The 16,843-nt window shown below is 40.3% G+C and carries 18 protein-coding genes; 13 read left to right on the top strand and 5 right to left on the bottom strand.

Features of this window, described 5'->3' with window-relative positions:
- Positions 1–14 precede the first annotated feature (14 nt).
- Positions 15–959 (bottom strand): Gfo/Idh/MocA family protein, encoded by a 945-nt coding sequence (locus FTT99_RS11345; protein WP_180153051.1) that lies wholly within the window; start codon positions 957–959, stop codon positions 15–17.
- A gap of 24 nt (positions 960–983) precedes the next feature.
- Entirely contained in the window at positions 984–2,279 is a 1,296-nt protein-coding gene (tviB, locus tag FTT99_RS11340) for a Vi polysaccharide biosynthesis UDP-N-acetylglucosamine C-6 dehydrogenase TviB (RefSeq protein ID WP_180128575.1), read from the bottom strand.
- 418 nt (positions 2,280–2,697) lie between these two features.
- Here tviB and FTT99_RS11335 point away from each other — a divergent pair, with 418 nt between their 5' ends.
- From FTT99_RS11335 to FTT99_RS11280, 12 genes are all read left to right on the top strand, one after another.
- On the top strand, positions 2,698–3,753 hold the full coding sequence (locus FTT99_RS11335) for a polysaccharide biosynthesis/export family protein (RefSeq protein ID WP_180161510.1): 1,056 nt from the start codon (positions 2,698–2,700) through the stop codon (positions 3,751–3,753).
- Positions 3,753–4,181 carry a low molecular weight protein-tyrosine-phosphatase gene (locus FTT99_RS11330; protein ID WP_078194091.1) on the top strand — a complete coding sequence of 143 codons (429 nt, stop codon included), beginning with the start codon at positions 3,753–3,755 and terminating at the stop codon, positions 4,179–4,181. The genes FTT99_RS11335 and FTT99_RS11330 overlap by 1 nt, the downstream gene beginning before the upstream one ends.
- A 16-nt stretch (positions 4,182–4,197) precedes the next feature.
- Positions 4,198–6,384: a polysaccharide biosynthesis tyrosine autokinase gene (locus tag FTT99_RS11325; protein WP_180161463.1), complete on the top strand. Its 2,187-nt coding sequence runs from the start codon at positions 4,198–4,200 to the stop codon at positions 6,382–6,384.
- Between the two features lie 247 nt (positions 6,385–6,631).
- Positions 6,632–7,345, top strand: coding sequence for an FKBP-type peptidyl-prolyl cis-trans isomerase (locus tag FTT99_RS11320; RefSeq protein ID WP_078191625.1), 714 nt, complete (start codon positions 6,632–6,634; stop codon positions 7,343–7,345).
- A 55-nt stretch (positions 7,346–7,400) separates the two neighbouring features.
- Positions 7,401–8,093 carry an FKBP-type peptidyl-prolyl cis-trans isomerase gene (locus tag FTT99_RS11315; RefSeq protein WP_180161461.1) on the top strand — a complete coding sequence of 231 codons (693 nt, stop codon included), beginning with the start codon at positions 7,401–7,403 and terminating at the stop codon, positions 8,091–8,093.
- Between the two features lie 193 nt (positions 8,094–8,286).
- Positions 8,287–9,027, top strand: coding sequence for a dienelactone hydrolase family protein (locus tag FTT99_RS11310; protein WP_180161460.1), 741 nt, complete (start codon positions 8,287–8,289; stop codon positions 9,025–9,027).
- A gap of 51 nt (positions 9,028–9,078) precedes the next feature.
- On the top strand, positions 9,079–9,438 hold the full coding sequence (locus FTT99_RS11305; protein WP_078191628.1) for an HIT family protein: 360 nt from the start codon (positions 9,079–9,081) through the stop codon (positions 9,436–9,438).
- 156 nt (positions 9,439–9,594) lie between these two features.
- A complete protein-coding gene (gene mutY, locus FTT99_RS11300; protein WP_180011066.1) occupies positions 9,595–10,641 on the top strand; it encodes an A/G-specific adenine glycosylase in 1,047 nt (348 codons plus the stop codon).
- 67 nt (positions 10,642–10,708) lie between these two features.
- Positions 10,709–11,236, top strand: coding sequence for a M23 family metallopeptidase (locus tag FTT99_RS11295; RefSeq protein ID WP_180131381.1), 528 nt, complete (start codon positions 10,709–10,711; stop codon positions 11,234–11,236).
- Positions 11,237–11,251: 15 nt separating this feature from the next.
- Positions 11,252–11,497: a hypothetical protein gene (locus tag FTT99_RS11290; protein ID WP_078191630.1), complete on the top strand. Its 246-nt coding sequence runs from the start codon at positions 11,252–11,254 to the stop codon at positions 11,495–11,497.
- A gap of 19 nt (positions 11,498–11,516) precedes the next feature.
- The gene (locus FTT99_RS11285; RefSeq protein ID WP_180131330.1) at positions 11,517–12,086 is read left to right on the top strand and encodes a DNA-3-methyladenine glycosylase I; all 570 of its coding nucleotides are present in this window, start codon (positions 11,517–11,519) and stop codon (positions 12,084–12,086) included.
- Between the two features lie 25 nt (positions 12,087–12,111).
- A complete protein-coding gene (locus tag FTT99_RS11280) occupies positions 12,112–13,134 on the top strand; it encodes an NAD(P)-dependent alcohol dehydrogenase (RefSeq protein ID WP_180022938.1) in 1,023 nt (340 codons plus the stop codon).
- Between the two features lie 71 nt (positions 13,135–13,205).
- On the opposite strand, the gene FTT99_RS11275 is transcribed toward FTT99_RS11280, so the two are convergent.
- Entirely contained in the window at positions 13,206–14,642 is a 1,437-nt protein-coding gene (locus FTT99_RS11275) for a PLP-dependent aminotransferase family protein (RefSeq protein ID WP_180131332.1), read from the bottom strand.
- Between the two features lie 107 nt (positions 14,643–14,749).
- On the opposite strand from FTT99_RS11275, the gene FTT99_RS11270 reads away from it, so the two are divergent.
- Positions 14,750–15,178, top strand: a complete 429-nt coding sequence (locus tag FTT99_RS11270; RefSeq protein ID WP_257229290.1) for a hypothetical protein — start codon at positions 14,750–14,752, stop codon at positions 15,176–15,178.
- Between the two features lie 32 nt (positions 15,179–15,210).
- Here FTT99_RS11270 and FTT99_RS11265 read toward each other — a convergent pair whose 3' ends face one another.
- The gene (locus tag FTT99_RS11265) at positions 15,211–15,855 is read right to left on the bottom strand and encodes an START domain-containing protein (protein ID WP_180131335.1); all 645 of its coding nucleotides are present in this window, start codon (positions 15,853–15,855) and stop codon (positions 15,211–15,213) included.
- A gap of 58 nt (positions 15,856–15,913) precedes the next feature.
- Positions 15,914–16,735 (bottom strand): 4-hydroxy-tetrahydrodipicolinate reductase, encoded by an 822-nt coding sequence (gene dapB / locus FTT99_RS11260; RefSeq protein WP_078194102.1) that lies wholly within the window; start codon positions 16,733–16,735, stop codon positions 15,914–15,916.
- Positions 16,736–16,843 lie beyond the last annotated feature (108 nt).

The raw sequence follows: 16,843 nt of genomic DNA, 5'->3' as shown, positions 1-16,843 counted from the left end.
AATCATTCCCTGATTTATTTTACTTTAGCTAATAATGGATGTGGGTTCGCAGGGTTTTCCACAATAGGAGCAACACGAATGACTTCTACTGTTTCAATTGCTGCTCGGTTTTCTTCCACACCGTAACCTTTGCCTTCCAAAATACGTTGATAACTCTGCGTATGTAAATCTGTAAAACCGCCTGAAAATTCTAATTCTTCATTTTCAATCGTAATACTACGGTAAGTTAGCTTTTCACCTTTTACAGCATTTGATGGCAGGTTATTTGCATCGATAGACAAGAACCAACGAACACGAGCACGTTCATATTCTAAATAGCCAGATGCAGTTTTTTCATCACGATAATGCACTTCATTTTTAACGATATCACCAAAAATGAAATGCAGCATGTCATAGAAATGCACACCAATATTGGTTGCTACGCCGCCAGATTTTTTATCTACACCTTTCCACGATTTTAGATACCATTTACCACGTGAAGTCAGATAAGTTAAATCGACATCAAATACTTTATCAGCAGGCGCAGCTTGTACTTTATCACGTAAAGCAATAATTGATGGGTGTAAGCGTAATTGAAGAATTGAGTTTACTTTTGCACCATACTGTTTTTCATATTCAGCTAACATATTTAAGTCTTCTGAATTTAAAACCAATGGCTTCTCACAAATTACCTCAATACCATTTTTTAGGGCATATTTCATATGAGGCGCATGTAAATAGTTTGGTGAGCAAATCGCAACGTAATCTAATTTCTGACCTTTAAGCTTCTGATCTTCAACATAGGCTTCAAACTGTTCAAACTCAGTAAAAAATTCAGCCTCAGGGAAATGACTATCCATAATCCCAACAGAATCGTTTACATCCATAGCAACGGCTAAATCGTTACCTGTTTCTTTAATCGCTTTTAAGTGACGTGGAGCGATATAACCAGCAGCACCGATAAGGGCAAATTTTTTCATTTATAAAACTTCTTAATTTTCAGATTAGAGACGGAATACAGTAAAACCTTGAGCAGTTAATTGATCGCGATCGAACAAACTTTTCACATCTGCAATGACAGGTTTTTCGGATTTCACCAAATTACGTAATTCTAAAGCAGACATATCACGGAATTCATTATGACCCACTGCAACGACTAAACTATCAACTTGGTGTTCAGCGTCAACCTGACCTAATTCAACACCATATTCATGCTGTACTTCTGCTGCATCTGCCCAAGGATCACAAACCACAACGTTTACGCCCCATTGTTTAAATTCAGCAATGACATCCGCAATTTTACTGTTACGAATATCAGGGCAATTTTCTTTAAATGTCACACCCAAGATACCAACAGTTGCAGTGGTTACATCAATTCCATTTTTAACCATATGTTTAATGGTAGATTGAGCAACATATTGCGCCATGTTGTCATTAATACGGCGGCCCGCCAAAATTACTTGTGGGTTATATCCCACTTCTTCTGCTTTATGTGTCAAATAATACGGGTCAACACCAATACAGTGACCACCCACCAAACCTGGACGGAAAGGTAAGAAGTTCCATTTACTACCAGCAGCCTCTAATACATCTATAGTATCTATATTTAGACGATCAAAAATCACTGACAACTCATTTACTAGCGCAATGTTTAAATCACGCTGCGTATTTTCAATCACTTTAGCTGCCTCTGCGACTTTAATACTTGCAGCTTTATGAGTGCCTGCTGTGATAATACTGCTATATACAGCGTCAACTAAATTTGCGATCTCAGGTGTGCTACCACTGGTAATTTTTTTGATCTTGGTGAGTGTATTTACTTTATCACCAGGATTAATACGTTCTGGACTATAGCCTGCGTAAAAATCTTGGTTAAATTTTAATCCTGATATTTTTTCAATAACCGGAATACAAACTTCTTCTGTTGCGCCTGGGTAAACCGTCGACTCGTAAACAACAACATCGCCCTTAGATATTACTTTGCCTATCGTTTCACTTGCTTTACGCAACGGAGTTAGATCTGGTCGGTTTACACCATCAATCGGGGTTGGCACAGTCACAATAAAGAAGTTACATTTTTTTAAATCGTCCAAATCAGCTGAAAATTGTAAATATTCTGCTTTTTTTAATTCTTCAGGCGAAACTTCTAAAGTGTGATCTTGACCACTTCTTAATTCATCGATTCTTTTTTGATGGATATCAAAACCAACAACTGGGCTTTTTTTACCAAATTCAACAGCTAAAGGTAAACCTACATAGCCCAACCCAATTACTGCTATTTTTAGTTCCGAGAGTTGCAACATTCCAGAGCCTTATAATTTATGATTTAATCATGTGAAAAACGCCTCATAATATAGCAGAAATAGCCCTTATATTTTTCGGGAATTATTATTTTTCGTAATCAAAAAATATAACTGCAAAATTCAACGTTTATTTTTTATCCAATATATTAATATTTGATTTTTAACACCAATTACTTAAATGAATTTATTATGTATTCATTAACAAATATGTGTTTTATTTCACACAATAATCATTACACTGTAGCAACACATTTTGACAGCAAATCCTAGGATGTTTACTTTACATAGTATAAAATGCTGCGTTATATATTTTAAAAATCAGGCGATTGCCTTTTTTACAATTCAATTATTTTTATAAGTAGGATTTCGAGTGAGTTACTATCGTTATAGCTTCTTGTTAGCACTCAGTTTAGGTATGACGGGTTGTGCAATCACATCAGGTCTTCAAACATATGATTTACAAAAAGAAGGTGTTTTCCAAACAGATCTAGGTTCAACTGTAAATGTCATCAAATTATCACAAGACAATTTAGCAGCCGTTCAACCCGCACAGATTAATCAACAAAATTTTGCTCACCTTTTCAATCAACAACAACAACAATATCGATTAAATTCTGGTGATATTTTATCCATTTATTTATGGGCATATCCGGAAATAACGCCACCTACAAATACCATTAGTAATGAAGAGGCGATAAAATCAAACGGTTACCAAATCGACCAAAATGGTTATATTCAATTCCCTATTATTGGCCGATATAAAGCTGCCGGAAAATCCCTAACAAAAGTCAATCAGGAGTTACGTAGCCAACTTGCCCGCTATTTAAAAACTCCAGATGTGATTGTTCGCGTTCTTTCCTACCAAGGCCAGCGTTATTCTGTCCAAGGTAATGTAATGAAAGGTGGTCAATTTAATCTCACCGACCAACCTACCAGCGTATATACTGCACTTGGTCTTGCTGGCGGTGTGAATACGCAATTTGGCGATAATACGTCTATTACCTTGGTACGCCAAGGACAAACTTACAACTTAAATAGCATTCAGTTAGAAAAGGCTGGCTATTCACTACATAATCTACTCATACAGCCTAACGATACAATTTATGTCAATTCACGCGAAAATCAGAAAATTTATGTAATGGGTGAATCTGGTAAAAATCAATCCCTACCAATGCGTGATCAAGGAATGAGTTTAAGTGATGTCTTGGGCGAAAGTCTTGGGGTAAACTCGCTTTCTGCAAGTCGAGGTAAAATCTACGTAGTACGTAGTGATATGAATAGTCCGATGACCGAAATTTATCATTTGGATTTAACCAGTATTGGTGACTTTGGACTCGCAAACCAGTTCAGAATGCGTAGCAACGATATTGTATATGTTGATGCATCTGGCTTGGCACGTTGGCAGCGCGTGATCAATCAGGTGATTCCTTTCTCAAATATGATCTATAACATCGACAGAATGGGTCAATAATGTTATTTAAAAATATTCTGGTGGTGTGTGTAGGTAATATTTGCCGAAGTCCTATGGCAGAATATCTTCTGAAAAAGAATCATCCCGATCTGAATATTTATTCAGCGGGAATCTCAGGCATGGTTGGACATCCAGCAGATGAAAAAGCTCAACACTGTATGCAAAAAATTGGCATCGATATGAGTGGACACATTGCGCAAAAATTAAATGCTGAACTGATCAAGAAATCAGATTTAATTTTAGTCATGAGTTCAAATCAACAAAAGCATATTGAACAAACATGGCCATTTGCAAAAGGAAAGACTTTTCGTTTAGGCCATTGGCAAGGTAAAAATGTGCCTGACCCATATCAGCACGATCAAGCTTTTTTTGACCAGACCTCAGAACTGATCCAATCTTGCATTGCAGATTGGACTAAACAAATTTAACTTTTGATGTACGATTATGAGCCAAAATACCAATACAGAAGATACAATTGATTTAAAGGAATTATTTTTCTCTCTGATTGCACAGTGGAAGTTAATTGCATTATGTGTAATTTTAAGTCTTGTTTGTGCCTTACTTTATCTTAGAACCACTCCCGACACTTATGCAGTCAATGCTTTAGTACAAGTCGAAGAGAATAAAGGGGCTTCTGCTGCCTTATTAGGTGATCTTTCTAATATGATTGATCAAAAACAACCAGCGCAAGCAGAAATTGAGATTCTTAAATCACGTTTAGTTCTAGGCACCGTGATTCAAAACTTACATCTAGATTTAAAAATTTCGGGTACTGAAAACTCTTTCACTGATCGCTTATTTTCGCCGCATGAATATGTCACAGAATATAAAAATAAATCAGTCGTTTTCAAAGATAATGAGAAAAGTTTTGAAATACGCCAATTTGATATTCCTGCACAATATCGTGACAAGAACCTTGGTCTCCAATTTCAAGATAATAAATTTTCTTTAATTGACCTCCAGACTGAACAAACAATTTTAACAGCACCATTGAACCAAAAAAGCTCTTTGCGTACAGCAGAAGGTTTTTGGGAAATCTCAATTTATAGCAAAGATCAATTCAAAGATGACTATTTAATTCAAAAACAGTCTTTACCTGCTGCAGTTGACAGTATTTTGGCAAATTATTCTGTTGCTGAAAAAGGTAAAATGACGGGCGTGCTTGGCCTTAACTATCAGGGCCAAGATAAAGAACATATTACAAAAGTTTTAAATGCCATTTTAGCAGCCTACAGCCATCAAAATATTGAAAGACGTTCGGCTGAAAGTGCACAAACATTAAAATTCCTCGACGAACAACTCCCTGAATTAAAACAGCAGCTTGATGTCGCAGAACGTGAATTTAACAAATTCCGTCAAGAGTTTAATACCGTCGATGTAACCAAAGAATCTGAACTATATTTAACTCAAAGCATCACTCTTGAAACTCAAAAAGCTGAATTAGAGCAAAAAGTTGCTGAAGCTTCTGCGAAGTACACTAGTGAACATCCAGTGATGCAACAAATGAATGCTCAATTGGGTGCAATCAATAGCAAAATTGGTGAATTGAATACCACCTTAAAAAAATTACCAGACCTACAACGTCGTTATTTACAGCTCTATCGTGAAGTTGAAGTGAAACAACAACTTTATACAGCGTTGTTGAATTCTTACCAACAGCTTCGTATTGCCAAAGCTGGTGAAATTGGTAATGTCCGTATTGTGGATACTGCCGTAGAGCCTATTGAACCAATTGCACCAAAAAAACTACAAATCTTGATACTTTCAATTTTTCTTGGTGGTTTCCTCGGTACATTACTTGCACTACTACGTAACATGCTACGCTCAGGAATCAAAGATTCTTCAGAAATTGAGAACACCCTTGATCTTCCGGTTTATGCCACTGTGCCACGTTCTCCTGTTCAGGAAAGTCGTATCAAGTTACTGAAGAAGAAAAAGACCATTCCTGTACTTGCGGTTAAAAATAGCGATGACATTGCGATTGAAAGCCTGCGCAGTATGCGTACTGCCATTCACTTTGCACTGACATCTGCAAAAAATAATCTGATCATGATTTCAGGGCCTGCGCCTGAAGTCGGTAAATCGTTTATTTCAACCAATTTAGCTACGATTCTTGCGCAAAGTGATAAACGCGTTTTAATTATTGATGCCGATTTACGTCGTGGTTATTTAAACAAATACTTCAATCATGATAACCAACCAGGCCTTTCTGAGTATTTAAATGGTCAGCGTGATCTAGACAGCATCATTAAAACCACTGAAATTCCAAATTTAAGTGTGATTACTCGCGGTAAGAGCCCTTCTAATCCATCTGAGCTTTTAAGTTCTGGTAAATTTAAAGAATTCTTAGATCTAATTTCACCGATGTTCGATCATGTGATCATTGATACACCTCCAGTACTTGCGGTGACAGACGGTATCATTATTTCGCAATTTGCTGGCGTGAATCTGGTGATTGCTCGTTATGCGAAAACTCAGTTAAAAGAGTTAGAGTTAACCGTGAACCGCTTTGAACAAGTGGGTGTGAAGGTCAATGGTATTATTCTAAACGACATTCAACGTAGCTCAGCAGGTTATGGTTATGGCTATAACTATTCTTATGGTTATAAAGCTTCAAAAGACCTAGACTGATTCAGCGCGTTGTAAAAAAGCCACCGAATACGGTGGCTTTTTTTTATTTGCGAAATTTATATTGCATGCCACTTTCTGTATAAAAAATGTTTTATATATTCATACCGTTATAGTATAAAAATAAGAACATGACTATGATGATCTTTCCTGCACCTTACCTGATCATAGAGATAGGTAAGCGCTGAACAGGAAAAGTCTGCTAGAATTTCAGCAACTTTTTACATATAAAATAATTGTGGGAAAATATATGAGTAAGGCCCTACCTATCGCTGTCGCTGTATTACTCGGCGGTGCCGCACTTGTTCCTGTTTACTATGCAACTAAAACACCTGCTACGCAATCAGCAACATCAACTCAACCAGCTGCAAATGCTTCTGCTGTCGCTAAAATCAGCTATGCTCTAGGTTATGAAGTTGCCCATCAAACGCCTCCAGAATTAGATATTGATAGCTTTGTCACTGGCGTTCGTGCAGGCCATGCTCGTGCAAAACCTGCATATACTGAAGAAGAATTACAAAAAGCATATGCTGAGTTCCAGCAAGAAATGCAAAACAAACAACTTGAAAGCAATAAGCAAGCACAAAGTAGCAGCGATAATTTCTTAACAGAAAACAAAAGCAAAGCTGGGGTTAAAACCACAGCTTCTGGTTTACAGTACCTAACAACGAAAGAAGGTACAGGTAAACAACCACAAGCGACATCGGTTGTTAAAGTCCACTACACAGGTAAGTTAGTAGATGGCACAGTATTTGATAGTTCAGTACAGCGCGGCGAGCCAATTGAATTTCCGTTAAACCAAGTAATTCCGGGTTGGACTGAAGGTCTACAGTTAATGAAGGAAGGTGGCAAAGCTACTTTATATATTCCCTCAAACCTAGGTTATGGTGCTCAAGGTGTTCCAGGAACAATTCCACCGAACAGTACTTTAATTTTTGATGTAGAACTCATTGAAGTTAAATAATAAAACCGGTACAGGAGAGCTTTTTTGCTCTCCTGCTTTATTTTGAGACTCGGTCATGAAATTACAGATCAGTATGTTGTGTTTGGCACTCTGCTCAAGCACTGTATTTGCCAAAGATGTCAGTAATAAAAGTAGTGCTGCAGAACAAGTGGGTTATAGTTTTGGTTATTTAATGGGACGCAGTAATGCTGAATCCATTAAGGATTTGGATATTGATGCATTTGTTGCAGGTTTAAAGGCAGCTTCTAAAGGTCAAGCTTCGTCATTAACAGATGAAGAAATGACTCGTGCTTTAACTCAATATAAAAAGCAAACCGAAGCGAAACAACTGATTGAATTGAAGAAAAAAGCGGACGCAAATGCGACTATTGGCACTACGTTTCTTGCTGAGAATGCCAAAAAACCAGGTATTCAGGTCACGAAATCTGGCCTGCAGTATCAAGTCATTCAAGCCGGCAAAGGCAAGTCACCCAAAGCCAATTCAAAAGTGAAAGTTCACTATGAAGGGCGCTTAATTGATGGCACTGTTTTTGATAGTTCAATTGCACGTAACCAACCTGCGATGTTCCAAGTGAGCCAAGTCATTCAGGGTTGGACGGAAGGTCTACAGTTGATGAAAGAAGGTGCAAAATATCGCTTCTTCATTCCTGCCAATTTGGGCTATGGTCAAATTGGTTCAGCAGACGTCATTGAGCCAAATAGCACGCTGATTTTTGATGTAGAGCTCATTGAAGTTCTCCCTAAATAACAATACCCACTTCAGGAGCATCGACAAATCTCGGTGCTCCTCAATATTTCTTCGTACCATTATTTTCTTTTACAATTTTTTTGATTGATTTGACTTAAAATTCACATTGATATCTTATATTTATTTCACAAAAACCAATTTCCATTTATTTTAAATCTTCATCAACTGCGTAGCCGCACATAAGGATTTGACCATGACCGTTAAAATTAAGACTCGCGAAATTCAATATACAGCAGCGGATGGAACTCAACTTTTTGGCTATTTTGCTGCTCCAGAGTTAGACACTGCGATCGCAGGTGTGTTAGTTGCCCCTGAATGGTGGGGACGCAATGAATATACCGAACAACGTGCGCGTGAATTGGCTGAACACGGCTATGCTGCTTTCGCTTTGGACATGTATGGTGACAAAAAAGTCACCACAGATGCCAAGCAAGCTTATGAATGGATGATGCAGACTTTTGATCATGCCGACACTATTGTGACCCGTGCGTCTGCTGCATTACACACTTTGGCACAGCAAAAAGAAGTAAATGCAGATAAACTCGCAGCTATAGGCTTTTGCTATGGCGGAAAAGTCGTGCTGGATTTAGCTCGTTCAGGTGCTGCATTAAAAGCTGTGGTGACCTTCCATGCAACACTTGCTACAGCGACTCCTGTACAAACAGGACAAGTTCAAGCAGAGATTTTAGTGCAACATGGTGAGCTCGACTCGATGGTGAGCTTAAATGATGTTGCAACCTTTAGAAATGAAATGGATGCTGCCCAAGTGAAGTATCAAATCAATATTTTTGAAGGTGCAAAACATGGCTTTAGCAACCCGATGGCGGATGAACGCGCCAAAGCCAACGGCGTAGATTTAGCTTATAACGCTACTGCAGAACAACAAAGCTTAGCGGCCATGTATGCCTTGTTAGCACGCCAGCTTGGTTCTTAAATCGCTAAGAACCACTACCAATATTGAATTTATAAAAATGAGGAGAGCACAATGACAGAACTCAATTGTCCATATTGCAATTTTGACGAATATGACGTGATTGCAAAAAATGATTTTGGTGTTGTACTTCCTGAACCACATACACTGTCTAAAGGGCATGCTGTCATTGTCCCACTACGTCATGTTGGTTCATTTTTTGAAATTACTGATAAAGAACGTAAAAGTTTAATGTCCTTACTTGAACAAGCGCGTAATGAATTAAATTTACGCTATCAACCTACTGGCTTTCATATTGGGTTTAATGATGGACAAGTTTTTGGCGAAGCCACTGAACATGTGCATATTCACATTATTCCACGTTATGAAAACCAAACATTGGCGCTTGATACCCGCTGGGGCTTTAAAAGCTAAACTTTAAAAATTCACACTCACTAAGGAGCTTCGGCTCCTTTTTTGATAGCCACTATTTTTGCATTTCCCCTGATATACAGATTTCGTTTTGAACAAAAAAGAATGCCTATAGAAAGATGTATACTAGGCAGATTTTTTCAATTTTGACTGTATTGCATGTTTAACTTTTCTGATGCCCTTCTCGACTGGTTTGATGTCCATGGTCGTCATGACTTACCGTGGCAAGTGAAGGATGACCCTTACAAAGTGTGGGTTTCAGAAATTATGCTGCAACAAACCCAAGTCAAAACTGTCCTACAATATTTTGATCGATTTATTCAACGATTTCCGACTGTTGAAGATTTAGGCCATGCCTCTTGGGATGATGTGGCGCCCTATTGGGCTGGCTTAGGCTACTATGCACGGGCTCGGAACTTACACAAAGCCGCAGGAATTGTTGCACGTCAGGGACATTTTCCAAGCAATCTTGAGCAGTGGATGGAACTACCGGGCATCGGCCCGTCTACCGCGGGTGCGCTGATGTCTTTGGGTTTAAGACAATATGGCGTGATTATGGACGGCAACGTCAAGCGAGTATTGTCTCGTTTCTTTGCTATAGAAGATGATTTATCGAAACCTGTACATGAACGGGCCATGTGGCAACTGGCGACAGAGCTCTGCCCCACTGAACGCAACCACGATTATACCCAAGCGATTATGGATCTGGGTGCAACGGTATGCACGCCGAAAAAACCACTCTGTTTATATTGTCCCATGCAACAGCACTGCAAAGCACATGCTCAGGGTTTAGAAACTGAATTACCTTATAAAAAGCCTAAAAAGCCTGTTCCAGTGAGAGAGGCTCAAGTCATGCTGATTCAATCTGCAGGAGAATGGCTTTGGATACAACGTCCGAATAGCGGTCTATGGGGCGGTCTATGGTGTTTACCTATTTTTGATCAACCCCATGAGTTTCAATCCCACACTCAGCAGCTTGGACTGAAACCTACCACCACTCAAGTGCAGATATCACATAGCTTTACCCACTTCACTTGGCTTTTAGAAGCTACTGTATTTACCGTTGCTGCCGATCAAAAAGAGCATTTAGCCATTGAATGCAACGCACAGTGGTATACCCCGATACAAGCCACTGCACTCGGTATTCCAACCGCCATGAAAAAACTCATTTCTACGCTAGAACTCGAAAGCCATTCTATGCCATAGTTTTGAACTGCTCATCAATTGTATAGGGACAAATGTGACTCAAGGATTTTTTCAGCTTCGCAAAGGATTGTTCGGTGGTATTGGTTTTATTTTGCTTTTACTCAGCGCCTGTACGTCGACTCCACCCAAACCATCAGGCAGTACATTGCCTGCTCATGAAGTGAAAAAATTACAAAACATGCGTTTATCCAATCAATTGCCTGTTCCTGTTCATCAAGTCAAACGAAGTGCGCTCAAGGATACTTGGGGCGCAGCGCGTAGCCAAGGACGAAGCCACGAAGGCATTGATATTATTGTTCCACGTGGAACAAAAGTTCTCAGTGCTACAGAAGGTTTAGTTGCTGACTTACGTAATAACAATTTGGGTGGTAAAGTGATATGGATTATGGGGCCCGCAGGTTCTTGGCATTATTATGCGCATCTTGATGGTCATAAACGTGGCTTAAACGTCGGCGACTATGTCAAAAAAGGTGATGTCATTGGCTATGTAGGTAATACTGGCAATGCTCGACATACTGCACCACATTTGCATTATGGCATTTACTTGGGTGAGAAAGGTCGCAATGCCGTTAACCCCTATCCGTATTTACGTTAATTTTAGGAAACATACATGTCAGAAGCGTTGATCAATCGTCTGGTGGAATTTGCAGAATCTGGTAATCAACAAAAAATCAGCCTCAATGGACAGTCTTATCAGGGCTGGATCATGGAGATCACTGAAGAAGCATTACTCATCAGCACCGGCTACGCAGACAAATCAGGTAAAGATGTATGGATTCAATTTGCCGATCTCGATCAAGCGGAACTGTTGTATTGGGACAATAAAAACGACCAATGGACTGTCTTTAAAATTTAAGTCAAAAGGAGTATTCAACATGACGATACAACGCTGTGCTTGGTGCTCCGAAGATCCTTTGTATATTGCCTACCACGACACTGAGTGGGCTAAACCTAGCTTTGATGAGCAGCATCTCTTTGAAATGCTGTGTCTTGAAGGACAACAAGCGGGGCTGTCTTGGATCACTGTGCTGAAAAAACGGGCCTGTTATCAGCAGCATTTTTTTCAATATCCCATTGCCGAAATTGCAGCGTTGAGTGACCTACAATTACAAGAAAAATTACAAGATTCAGGTTTGATTCGCCATATCGGCAAACTCACTGCCATTCGTGATAATGCCAAAGCATGGCAACAGTTAAAAGCCCAAGGGATTCATCCGGTGGAATTTCTTTGGAATTTTGTCGAAGGTCACATTGCCAACAACGATGTTGTTGAATATCGCAGCGCCCCTGCACAAACCGCTCAAAGTCAGGCCATGTCCAAAGCATTAAAACAGCATGGTTTTAAATTTGTCGGCCCAACGACTTGTTATGCTCTGATGCAAGCTATCGGCATGGTCAATGATCATGAAAATCACTGTGACTTTAAATACACGCTCGCAGAATGACCTCAAAAACAGAAAGGATAGAATAATGAGTGACAATACAATCCACGCCTATGCAGCAATGAACAGTGGTGAAGCCCTTGTTCCCTACCAATTTGATGCAGGTGAATTACAAGCCCATCAGGTTGAAGTCAAAGTCGAGTATTGCGGTCTTTGTCACTCAGATATTTCTATTATCCAAAATGATTGGAAATCTTCGGTTTATCCTGTAGTCCCTGGGCATGAAGTGATAGGAACCATTACCCAACTCGGCAGCGAAGCCAAAGGACTGAAAATCGGACAGCGTGTAGGCATTGGCTGGACAGCAGAAAGTTGTCAACACTGTGACCCATGTATCGATGGTCGCCAAGTGCAATGTACCGGAACCAAGACAGCGACGATCGTCGGTCATGCAGGTGGCTTTGCCGACAAAGTCCGTGCTGGCTGGCAATGGGTTATTCCCCTTCCAGATGATCTCGACCCAACCAGTGCTGGCCCTCTGCTCTGCGGTGGGATTACGGTATTTGATCCCATATTACAGCACCAAATTCAGGCCATTCACCATGTTGCCGTGATCGGCATTGGTGGTTTAGGTCATATGGCGATTAAACTGCTCAAAGCTTGGGGCTGTGAAATTACTGCGTTCAGTTCAAACCTAGATAAAACCGATGAACTTAAAGCCATGGGGGCTGACCATGTGGTGAATAGTCGTGATCTTGCTGCAATTAAAGCACAACGTGGTAAGTTCAATTTGATTTTAAGCACGGTCAATGTGACGTTGGATTGGCAAGCCTATCTTTCGACTTTGGCACCGAATGGAAGCGTTCACATGCTTGGCCTAGCACTTGAGCCGATGCAAATCCCCGCAGGTATGCTGATCAGCGGTGCTAAATCGGTCACTGGCTCATCAACAGGCTCTCCTGCAGCACTGCGTGAATTACTTCGATTCGCCGCACGTCAAAATATTGCACCTCAAATTGAAATGTATCCAATGTCTCAGGTGAATGAAGCGATTGAACGTTTGCATTCAGGAAACGTGCGTTATCGTATCGTGTTGAAAGCTGATTTTTAACGGCAAAAATCTAAGCCCCAAAAGCTTGCTGCATGCAGGCTTTTTTTTGTATGCTTTATGGACTCATTAATCTAGATGACATTTGTGTTTCTACATTCCTTACGCACCCAATCTGCAAGCAACAAAATGGCCTGCTGAATATCTACAGACAACTCATGCCCGGCATTTAGACGAATACAGTTGTTATAACGATTGTCCTCACCAAAAATTAAACCTGGCACAATATTGATGCCATGTTTTTGCGCATGGTAATACAGCGCCAAACTGTCTATTTGTTCAGGCATCTGCAACCACAGTGCATAACTGCCTTGAGGCCGATTTAGACGGACATCAACCCCTTGAAAAACATCGTAAATATACTGACGATACTGCTCGACTTGCACCATTAATTTAGGACGCAATTCAGCAAGATGTTGTCGATACGCACGACTAAAAATCAAATCGGCAAGTCCTAACTGCAAAGGCGTATTCACCGAATCATTTTGCAAAAGTAATTTGGGACGCAAATGTTGCAAATGTGGTGGAAGACAAAACCACCCCACCCGATAAGAAGGCGATAAAGATTTTGAAATCGACCCACAATAGATCACATAGCCCGCCCGATCCCAATATTTGATAGGCAATGGTCGCTTTGCATTGAAACTACACTCAGCATAAATATCATCTTCAATCACATAACATTGATATTTTTCAGCCAGTTGTGCAATTCGTTCCTTATCTTCATTACTTAAACAAAAACCCAAAGGATTTTGAAAATTTGCAGTCAATAAGCATACTTTCGCGCCTGAATCCCGCATTGCCTGCTCTAAACGATCTAAATCAAAACCTTCCGTATTGGCAGGAATTTCAACAATTTTCCGCTTCAATAAAGCCAATAATTGCAATTGTCCGTTATAGTTCGGCGTCGGGACAATGACACTCTCCCCTTCCGCACTCAGATTTTGCAACATCACTGACAAAGCCGGCATACAACCATTGCTGATGTAAATATCATTCTTAGGCATGTAAAAACCATCTTCAGCCCAATGTGCCGACAAAGCTTCACGCAATTGTGGATGTCCTTGCCGATTGTTATATAAAAAATCTTCTGGTTTACAATGCTTTAATGCCCTTTGGATTGAACGTCTGATTGCTTCAACAGGAACAAAATTGGGGGACAACTGAATTGAACCCAAATGAATCAGGCGACTATTTGCAGATGCTTCATGGATCTGAATTTGCAATTCTAAATTCGAAATTTCACGAGGTCGGGAATCAAAATCAGGATGATTCGGCACGGCAATTTGCTGGGCTTTCTGTGAGACTTGCACAAAATAACCAGACTTTTCTTTGACATAAATCAGGCCTTTGGCTTCAAGTAATTCATAGCAGCGTTTCGCGGTATTTAAACTGATCTGATGCTGCTGTGAAAATTGACGTAGCGCATACAGACGCTGCCCTGCGGCCAATTCACCACTATAAATTTTCTGTGCCAACTGCTGCGCAAGCTGCTGATATTGAAAAGCCATCTGTACCCTTTTTTTAATCATTCTTGTATCTGTACCCATTAAGTTAACAGATTTAAGCTGAATGCATCAGGTTGATATCTCAAAAATAACGATAGGGGGAAAATTAAATGAATGACTTCACGCAGCTTCGAGCGGGTCTAATCATCATCAGTACACTCACGCTTATGGCGTGCCAACCCGAACAGCACACTCAAGCTCAAAGCCAGCAAAATTTTATCTGTAAATCTTTAATTCAAGGTTTTTTGAGTGCCCAAAAACTGACGCAATATGAACTTGAGCAGATCCAACCGATCACTAGCGGCGGGTTACATCAGCAGCTATATATTTATAAAGCCAAATCTGAAAACGGCATGAATATCATGCCGCAGCAAGCCAAACTTCGCTTTGCCTGTGAACAAATGACCGCGCGGCAATTTCAAATCAAGTTACATCCGCATCCATTTCCAGAACAAACCTTACTCAGTATCGAACTTCCAGAAGCACAGCACATGCAGCAATTGACGGCATTTCGTCTGCCTGATCAGCAAAGTCATTGATCGTTCATATTGAACTAAATCATTGCTAAGGCTTATTTTAAAATTTCGGGAAAGGTCACAACAGTTTTGCTTTTACCCAGCTGCACTTTCATTTTTTGTAGCATTTGATAAGGCTGTTGCTGCACAAACATATTCACGAAACTGAGCGGAATGGAGCCTTCCGGATTGGCATAGCCATAGGTCGACACTTTGACTTTTTGATTGCCTAAACGCTGGAAGGTCCAATCGCCCTCATAGTCGGTGAGGCGTACATAATTGGGATTGATCGGATAACCTTTTTTAACTGCTTTATTTTGGATGCTAATGATGCCTTGTGCATCTTTACGCATTTTGCCTTGTACCACCAAATCACGGTCTTTTAAGGGAAAAGGAAAATCCAACACCATATATAAACTGAATTCACCTTTCTGGTCATCGCGGGATAAGACTTTGACACTGCCCATATAAGGGACCCAATTCACTGCATTTTCCACATCTAAAATCAGGGAAACCGCTTTTTCGATGGGCACATCAAAACTAGTTTCAGCTTTGTATTGAAAGACAGGATTTTGAGCATTTTGGTAGGTCCAAACCTTAATATTATTTTTATTAATCGTGAGTTTGGCATTATCCATAGTTTTCGCTTGTACTGCCGCAGTGAATGCGACAGCACAGGCCATAAAGATGACTTTTTTCATTCCATTGATCGTCTTATTTTAATTTTATGCTGTTGTTATAACGGATTTTAACGCGCTTTTATACGTCAATATCGTTAAAACCCAGTACATCTTTCATATCGTACTTACGTGCTTCACGACCAACTACCCATGCAGCTGCACGTACTGCACCAGAGGCAAAGTTCATACGGTTAGTCGCTTTATGGGTAATTTCAACACGTTCGCCATCCGCAATAAACATCGCAGTATGTTCACCGACAATGTCACCACCACGAATCGTTTGAAAGCCAATGGTTTGACGTTCACGTGGACCCGTATGACCTTCACGGCAATACACAGCATCTTGTTTTAAGTCACGTCCTAAAGCACCGGCAATGGCTTCACCCCACATCAGCGCTGTACCTGATGGTGCATCAACTTTATGGCGATGATGGGCTTCAATCACTTCAATATCCACAGTATCGCCAAACACTTTTGATGCCAATTCAAGAAGTTTGATTGAAACGTTTACACCGACAGAATAGTTCGCTGCATAGACTACTGGGGTTTCTGTTGCTGTTTCATCGAGATAAGCTTTTTGCTCATCATTCATACCTGTGGTACCAATGACAATCGCAACGCCTGCTTCACGGCAAAGTTTAAGATGCTGTGCTGTTGCTGCAGGTGCAGTAAAATCGATCACGACATCACAATCTTTTAAAACCTCAGCTAGGTTACCGACAACCTTTACGCCAACCGCGCCAATCCCTGCAAGTTCACCGGCATCTGCACCGACCAAGCTACTTTCAGGACGTTCTACCGCAGCAGCCAATTGATAACCAGCTTGCTGAACCGCCTGAATTAAGATGCGTCCCATACGACCGCCTGCGCCCAAGATACCAATACGTGGAGCTGCTGACATAACATTTTCCTAATGTTGATTCGAAATTGGTCTTACTATATCAAAACTCCATGCGCAGGCTAAGTTACAAACAAAAAAATCCTGCATTTTCCGAAGGACTTTTGCAAA

It is taken from the genome of Acinetobacter sp. YH12040 (genome assembly GCF_013420005.1).
GTDB classification, from domain to species: Bacteria; Pseudomonadota; Gammaproteobacteria; order Pseudomonadales; family Moraxellaceae; genus Acinetobacter; species Acinetobacter amyesii.
The sequence above is the reverse complement of the archived record's forward strand: the minus strand, read 5'-3'. Positions and strand labels throughout refer to the sequence as shown.